We start from the raw sequence: 6,111 nt of genomic DNA, 5'->3' as shown, positions 1-6,111 counted from the left end.
AAAGTGGAATATTGATTGTGTAGTTTTGTCAAAATCTGCTCATGCCATTGTGCATAGTTGGTTGGCTGGTTCTATCTATCCAATAGGAGTAAGTGAGCAAGAAAAAAAAGGTAGTAAATATCCTAATGTATTTCAAAGAGTTTTTCATCTGTATGCCCGTTTTATCGGCTTACTTCTATATCTCTTGAGGTAGGATTTATAAGAGTCCGAATCCTACCTGAAATCTGAGTATTAAATCTACAGAAAAATTAGTTGGTGGTGCTAGGAGGTTAGACCATGTTCAGGAGCTAAGAGAAAACAAAAATATTTTTATCTCGCCGAGCAGTATAGCGATCGCTATGATAATATTTGTGATCTGCTAGCAATACGACGTGCTTCTAGCCGATCGACATTCAGAAAATCAGCAAAGCGACCTTCTGTAATTAGACCAAGGTCTAGTGCTTCAATGGCCAGATGTTGGTAATGAATGGGTGTTATATTAGTGCGTTGGGGAATTGCTTCTAAACCTAGTTCTTCTTGTACCTTTCTAACTATTAAACCACGACCGCGCAATCTCTCCCAAGTCCCAGAAGGTAGAAGTTCCATTTCTTCTAACCGATAAGTAAGAGTTTTTGCAGAAACACCATAATAATGAGCTAGAATAAATAGATTAGTCGGCATAAACTTTTGATTTTTATTTGCATGGCACATATCATTGAACCGCTTCAGTAAACCACTCGTTGGCATCAGGAAATACTTCGGGAAAGCTTCAGCAAGTTGCTCACTTTCTGGCATTTTTTGATATTGCCTCTCAATTAAGCCAATCATAGACTTACGTCGGTTGGCTAGAAAATGTAGATATCCATGTGCTAGAGACCAACGTCTTCTTTCTTCAGGATGATTAGCATTAATTGCCATACATCCACCAAGCTTTTCATCGTAAGTATAGACCCCCGAATATTTTGATGGCATCTTCAAGTAGAAAATGCGCAGTCCGACACTCTGCTCCAAGGTATCCCGAAGTAAAGGAATAGGTCCATCTCCAAGTCCTAGTCGCTGACGTTCTTCAAGTGCAATAGCTTCGGCAGTACGCTCTATTGGCATCCCACTCACTTCATACTCACGAGGATAGTTTTGTGGAAGTGGTGCATTCATAATTTCCTCAAGCTCTAGATAATTTTGACAAAATTTCTCCAATTCCTGAATAAAAGATTCAATCTGAGATTTTTCTACTTCATTTTGCCGATAAGCTTTCCGGAACTGAACCGGAAAAGGTTTAACTACTGGACGTTCGCGCACAAAATCACTGACGGATATTCCATAGGTACGAGCAAGTTTAATTAGTTCGGTTGCCTTCAGACGGCGTTCTCCTTTTTCAATAGCCACCATCGTAGTCCTTGCAGCATTAATGACTTTCGCAGCCGACTCTTGAGTCATACCGCATTTATTACGAAGCTCACGGAGGCGTTCTCCCAACTGCCGTAGATCGATGTTGTCAAGGACATTGTTAGTTAGGATATTGTTCATAAATTTTACTACTTGTGTAAGGGTAAGATGTTAGAATAGAGTTCAGTTTGTAGACATAAAATTATTAAGTTATTAAATTATAAATTATGAAGTATTTCAGTGAAAAAATTGACTATTTAAATAAGCTTTTTGAAGTTGAATTTATCAATTAAAAAGTTAGCTTTAACAATATTGCCTGGATTTATAAAAGTTGTGAAATTGAAATAAATATACACGGTAATAGATATTTTTGGTATGTCTTAGTCAATAACCAGATTAGCAAGGGTTTGATTCAAAGGTTTAAGTTCAGCTCGAAACTTATTCGTTTTGAAAATATACCTATCGTACAGAGCAAAGTAGTAATTAATCTTGATGATAGTGATGAAACTGTAATTAATAAAATTCGTAGACAAGTTGACTGGAAATTAGCCAAAATAAATGTAAATATTATTTTAGGAAATCCTAAAAGTTTTGAATATTTAGAGAGAACCTACTTAGAAGAAAATTTATTCGATTTGTGGTATGAAGAAAATGCAAAAGATTTAGATGAAATATTCTCAATTACAGGAGCAGACAAAGAAGTTAATTTCAATAGAGAGGATGAAATAGAAAAAAATTACATGAAATGGTTTTCAAGTATATCAAGTTCAATTTATAAATTTAGTTAATATATGGAATTTAGACTAACTGTGGAGATGCTTAAAACAAAAAAAAAAGGTTGCTTCAACGACCTTTATGGTGAGTTTATATTGGTAAATATAAACTCAATTTACTACCCCTATAATTACTCACCGAAAAAAAATTTTAGGCGCTTTGCTGTTGACCATTGGTATCGATTTATCAAGCAAAGATTACACGCTAACATTACCTGCACTCAGTACACCCCATCAATGTAAAAGATGGAGTGAGAAACATGCCATTACTAACTTGGCAACTATGGCTGTCTAGAGATATAGTTGAAGAACATCATCTTCCGTAGGCATTTGCCTCAGAAAAATTTAAGCCCTGGAAGGGTTGCACAATCAATGTTAGGACTTTTGGTCGAGATGGGAACACCTGCTAAAACTCCCAAACCTCGTGGAAAATCCACTGGTTGGAAAACAGGTAAAGTCAGAAGCAAAAAAACCCGTTATCCTGTAGTAAAAAAATGCAAAAGTCCCACAAAAAAAGCCAAAAATCAGAAAACTTAGACTCAATTTTTGGTTAATTTGCCTTCTTGTTTAACCCAAAACAATCTTGGGAAATTTTTTCGTAGTCTAAACTCCAGATCTGAGGCAGATTCTCAAAAATATTGAAATATATATAAATAATAGAGAATATTTAGACTCAACAAATACTCCCTAACTTATTTCCTGAATATGATTGAGAATACTTTTTGCCACAACCTCACCTAACTTGACAGGAACAGCATTGCCAATTAAACGCCCTATTTTGGTAAAAGCAAATGATTCATTAGGAGGAAAAAATTGGTATTTTTCAGGAAAAGTTTGCAATAATGCCGCTTCCCTCAGAGTTATTGCCCTGTCTTGTTCGGGGTGTCCAAATCGACCATTGCCAAAACCAAAGCACTGAGTCGTTATAGTTGGACTAGGACTATCCCACTCCATCCTACCGTAAACTGATGGATATGACTTACCACTACTCTTAGTATGACATTTAGCAATCAAATCTTCAGGCCAATCTCGCCAACTTCCCCCTGGTTTAGAAGCACGGATACGACGGAGATTTAGCGCTGAAAGTTTACTGCATTGATGAAGTGGGTCAATTTTGGATGATTCACCAGTCTTCAGAGGTTCTAGATGATAAATAGTCTTTCTTACCGTTTCATAATTATCGCGATCGCGAGTAGGAGGAATTAGCTCTAGTGAGCCAAACTTCGAGGCAAAAAATACTAACCGTCTACGAGTTTGAGGTACACCGTAATCTTGGCAGTTAACCTCATAGAAGGTGATAAAGTATTTTAACCTTTTGAGTTTAGTAATAAATTTCTCAAAAACTTGGTATTGTTGTAACTGTGGCACATTTTCCATAGTTACAATATCTGGCATACATTCCTTAACAATACGAGCAAAATCATCAAGAAGTTTCCATTTTGAAGAGTTATAGAACGACCTTCCGCTGTCGCGAAGGTCATAGCGTCTTGAATAATTAGAAAAAGGTTGGCATGGAGCGCATCCAGCTATAACTTTAAGATGACCTTCTGGAAAATGTTTTGCTAAATCGACACCCTTAATATTTTCAACACTTTTTAGTATAAACTTGGCTTGATGGTTATACTCATAAGGAAACTGACATACCGGGTCAATATCATAACCAACATTTACAGCAAGACCAGCTTTTCGCAGACCGTGAGTTAGACCACCAGCTCCGCAAAATAGGTCTACTGCAGAAATCCTAACCATTATTTACCTCTACAAATTTTACAAAGGAAGACTCAAGGGGGGGTATAAACCCCCGAACAAAGCTAGAAATCAGCCCCAACCAATAATTTCTCTTGCCGTTCTCCGCTGATGATTTGCTGGATTTCGGGAGCTGACAGGCCATCCAAGCACTGCATCTTGCCAGTACTTTGAGGATCGACAAATTTGCCAGAATCGTCCAATGTTGCACAAAGCTGTTCTATTGAATTGTCTTCCTTTGCCCGTTCTCGCCAACTCCACTCAATAGAGTAATAATTGATGGGCTTAACAACTCCGGTATCATCGGGTTTTTGCCCGGAGTGTTTTTTGAAAGAGGCGATAAATACTCCCTCAGCAGCTTCGACCCCTTGACATTGTAATTTGGTTACTAAATTTAAGAAGCTACTCAGCGAGCGCGTTTTTTGATATGTAACCATAAGGCACTCCCGGAATATCTCAGGGCTAGTTCCGGAGTTTTCAGCAATCATAAATATCTGTCCCCAAAGTGTATGTTTTGTTTGGCCAAGAGTGCCAAACCACTTGGAGAATTTAAGGATGCTACATTCTAATTTATTACCTAGAGCCTCTTCTCCTAGCTTCCACTGACCCTCTTGACAGTTACAGCGAAGGTTGGGAATGTCGTCTGCAACTAGAATTGCATTTTCTGGCTTAGTTCCGAATACATTAAGTGTTGTTGTCATTGTTATATAATTTCCTTAACTATTGATTTTTAATGGATAGGGGCGTTTTTGTTGACATTTTTGCTATCATCCTTAAAGCTGCTCCCACTGCTTCAGTCAAACTGCTAGTTTTCTCAGAAGGGTGTAGCGCCCAATTGATAGAAAAGCTGGTGTAATATTCATTGTCACGCCAACGCTTTATGTAGCAATACTTTTCCTTACTTCGAGATACTTTGCACTGACCATCATCATCAGTTTTATAGGCTTTAAAGCCATCCGGTAAGTAATTTGCTACCTTTGAGCCTATCCTGATTTCCTTGGGATGACGTATATATTCAGTATCCAAGAGCTCCTGCCAAATCTTATCAAAATACGGCTTTATATGGTCTGGAGTAGTACAAGAGAAGGACATATAAATCTGGTGACGATATACTAATTGGATATATTTACCGTGGTAATCATTCCGGTGGTATCCAAAATAATGCCCGTTGATGTACCCGTAATTGGGGTGTAAATCTTTTGACCACTGGATACTAAGATGCAGGTCTGGTCTGATTTTTGGATGTAAGATGTGTTTTGGTTTGATGAGCTGGTAGTAAATATCCTCATCACACATAAACCTTTCTAGCTCTAAATCATACTTTGCCAGTTCGTTTATCAGTGTGGGTGTGATGTTTAGATGGCTACCGAGATGATGACAAGCCCCTACCTCAGTTCCATAATGCCAAACCTTTAGAATCAATTCGTTATGTTCGACTCGAAACCCTTCTAATTGTTCAATCTCAACTTTGATTTTGTCTAACCAGCTTGGATCATCATCATCGTACAAAAAGCTAAAGTCAAAATCATCTGGGATGTAGTCATCCAAGGTATCCGCCCCGTCTAGGGAGGAGGCGGAATTATTACACGCCTCAGATGACTTGATTATTTTTTTAGGTTCAGTCCTTTGGAGAATATCGTGTATCCGCTTGCTGGAATATATACATTTTTACCATCCCAGACAACGTGTACTGTTCCATCTTCTTTGACGAAATTAACCTCAACAGTTTTACCGTTAGCGATGCTGTCTTTGGTATGCACTTCAATGATGTCGCCTGCTTCTACGCTTGGTTTGGATGCTGGCTCCTCTGGCAGTTTTCCACTTTCGGGACCATTCTGCTTTGGGGCGGGTTGTAGTCCTGTGAAGTTATTATTGGCTATTTCCAGGGCTGTAGGTTGCTCTGGTTCTGGTTGTGCTTCTAATGCAGCTTCTAACTTAATCACAAGGTCAGTCGGGCAAGGTTTTTGAGACTTTGCATCTACTCCTTTAAGCGATCGCTTATCTACTATCTTGAATGTGTCATGTTTTACTAAGTAGATAACCCGCTTGGAATCCTCTACTTGCTTGCCATATAAGTAAAAACCTACATACCGGGCTATTTCTAGCTTCCCTAGAGCGTTGTGCCAACCAACTAAGTCAAAGGGTAAGGCAGCTCGCTTGGAATCCGCGACGACGTTGATGCACTTTATGAGATTCCGCTCGGCATGGGTGCAGCTTTCCCAAATCT

At 38.6% G+C, this 6,111-nt stretch carries 8 protein-coding genes; 3 read left to right on the top strand and 5 right to left on the bottom strand.

Annotated features, from left to right (window positions below; translation table 11 throughout):
- A partial coding sequence (locus F6K15_RS37230; protein WP_293071063.1) for a hypothetical protein occupies positions 1-193 on the top strand: 193 nt, incomplete at its 5' end.
- 143 nt (positions 194-336) lie between these two features.
- Here the strand turns inward: F6K15_RS37230 and F6K15_RS37225 are convergent.
- The gene (locus tag F6K15_RS37225) at positions 337-1,506 is read right to left on the bottom strand and encodes an XRE family transcriptional regulator (protein ID WP_293071062.1); all 1,170 of its coding nucleotides are present in this window, start codon (positions 1,504-1,506) and stop codon (positions 337-339) included.
- Between the two features lie 266 nt (positions 1,507-1,772).
- On the opposite strand from F6K15_RS37225, the gene F6K15_RS37220 reads away from it, so the two are divergent.
- Complete coding sequence (locus F6K15_RS37220; RefSeq protein ID WP_293071060.1) at positions 1,773-2,153, top strand: hypothetical protein; 381 nt, start codon at positions 1,773-1,775, stop codon at positions 2,151-2,153.
- A 357-nt stretch (positions 2,154-2,510) separates the two neighbouring features.
- Entirely contained in the window at positions 2,511-2,675 is a 165-nt protein-coding gene (locus F6K15_RS37215) for a hypothetical protein (protein ID WP_293071058.1), read from the top strand.
- A gap of 150 nt (positions 2,676-2,825) precedes the next feature.
- Here F6K15_RS37215 and F6K15_RS37210 read toward each other — a convergent pair whose 3' ends face one another.
- The 4 genes from F6K15_RS37210 to F6K15_RS37195 form a co-directional block, all read right to left on the bottom strand.
- Positions 2,826-3,887, bottom strand: a complete 1,062-nt coding sequence (locus F6K15_RS37210) for a DNA cytosine methyltransferase (protein WP_293071056.1) — start codon at positions 3,885-3,887, stop codon at positions 2,826-2,828.
- A gap of 62 nt (positions 3,888-3,949) precedes the next feature.
- Entirely contained in the window at positions 3,950-4,585 is a 636-nt protein-coding gene (locus F6K15_RS37205) for a hypothetical protein (protein ID WP_293071054.1), read from the bottom strand.
- Positions 4,586-4,604: 19 nt separating this feature from the next.
- Positions 4,605-5,432, bottom strand: a complete 828-nt coding sequence (locus F6K15_RS37200) for a hypothetical protein (RefSeq protein WP_293071052.1) — start codon at positions 5,430-5,432, stop codon at positions 4,605-4,607.
- Positions 5,433-5,488: 56 nt separating this feature from the next.
- Positions 5,489-6,111: hypothetical protein (locus F6K15_RS37195; RefSeq protein WP_293071051.1), on the bottom strand; the 623-nt coding region annotated here is incomplete at its 5' end.

Origin of the sequence: Okeania sp. SIO2B3, from assembly GCF_010672525.1 — a bacterium.
Classification (GTDB): domain Bacteria; phylum Cyanobacteriota; class Cyanobacteriia; order Cyanobacteriales; family Microcoleaceae; genus Okeania.
The sequence above is the reverse complement of the archived record's forward strand: the minus strand, read 5'-3'. Positions and strand labels throughout refer to the sequence as shown.

Excerpts from the sequence above, each read along its gene's own strand:
- F6K15_RS37205 (WP_293071054.1), bottom strand. The coding sequence starts at position 4,585 with ATGACAACAACACTTAATGTATTCGGAACTAAGCCAGAAAATGCAATT.
- F6K15_RS37210 (WP_293071056.1), bottom strand. The coding sequence starts at position 3,887 with ATGGTTAGGATTTCTGCAGTAGACCTATTTTGCGGAGCTGGTGGTCTA.
- F6K15_RS37225 (WP_293071062.1), bottom strand. The coding sequence starts at position 1,506 with ATGAACAATATCCTAACTAACAATGTCCTTGACAACATCGATCTACGG.
- F6K15_RS37215 (WP_293071058.1), top strand. The coding sequence starts at position 2,511 with ATGTTAGGACTTTTGGTCGAGATGGGAACACCTGCTAAAACTCCCAAA.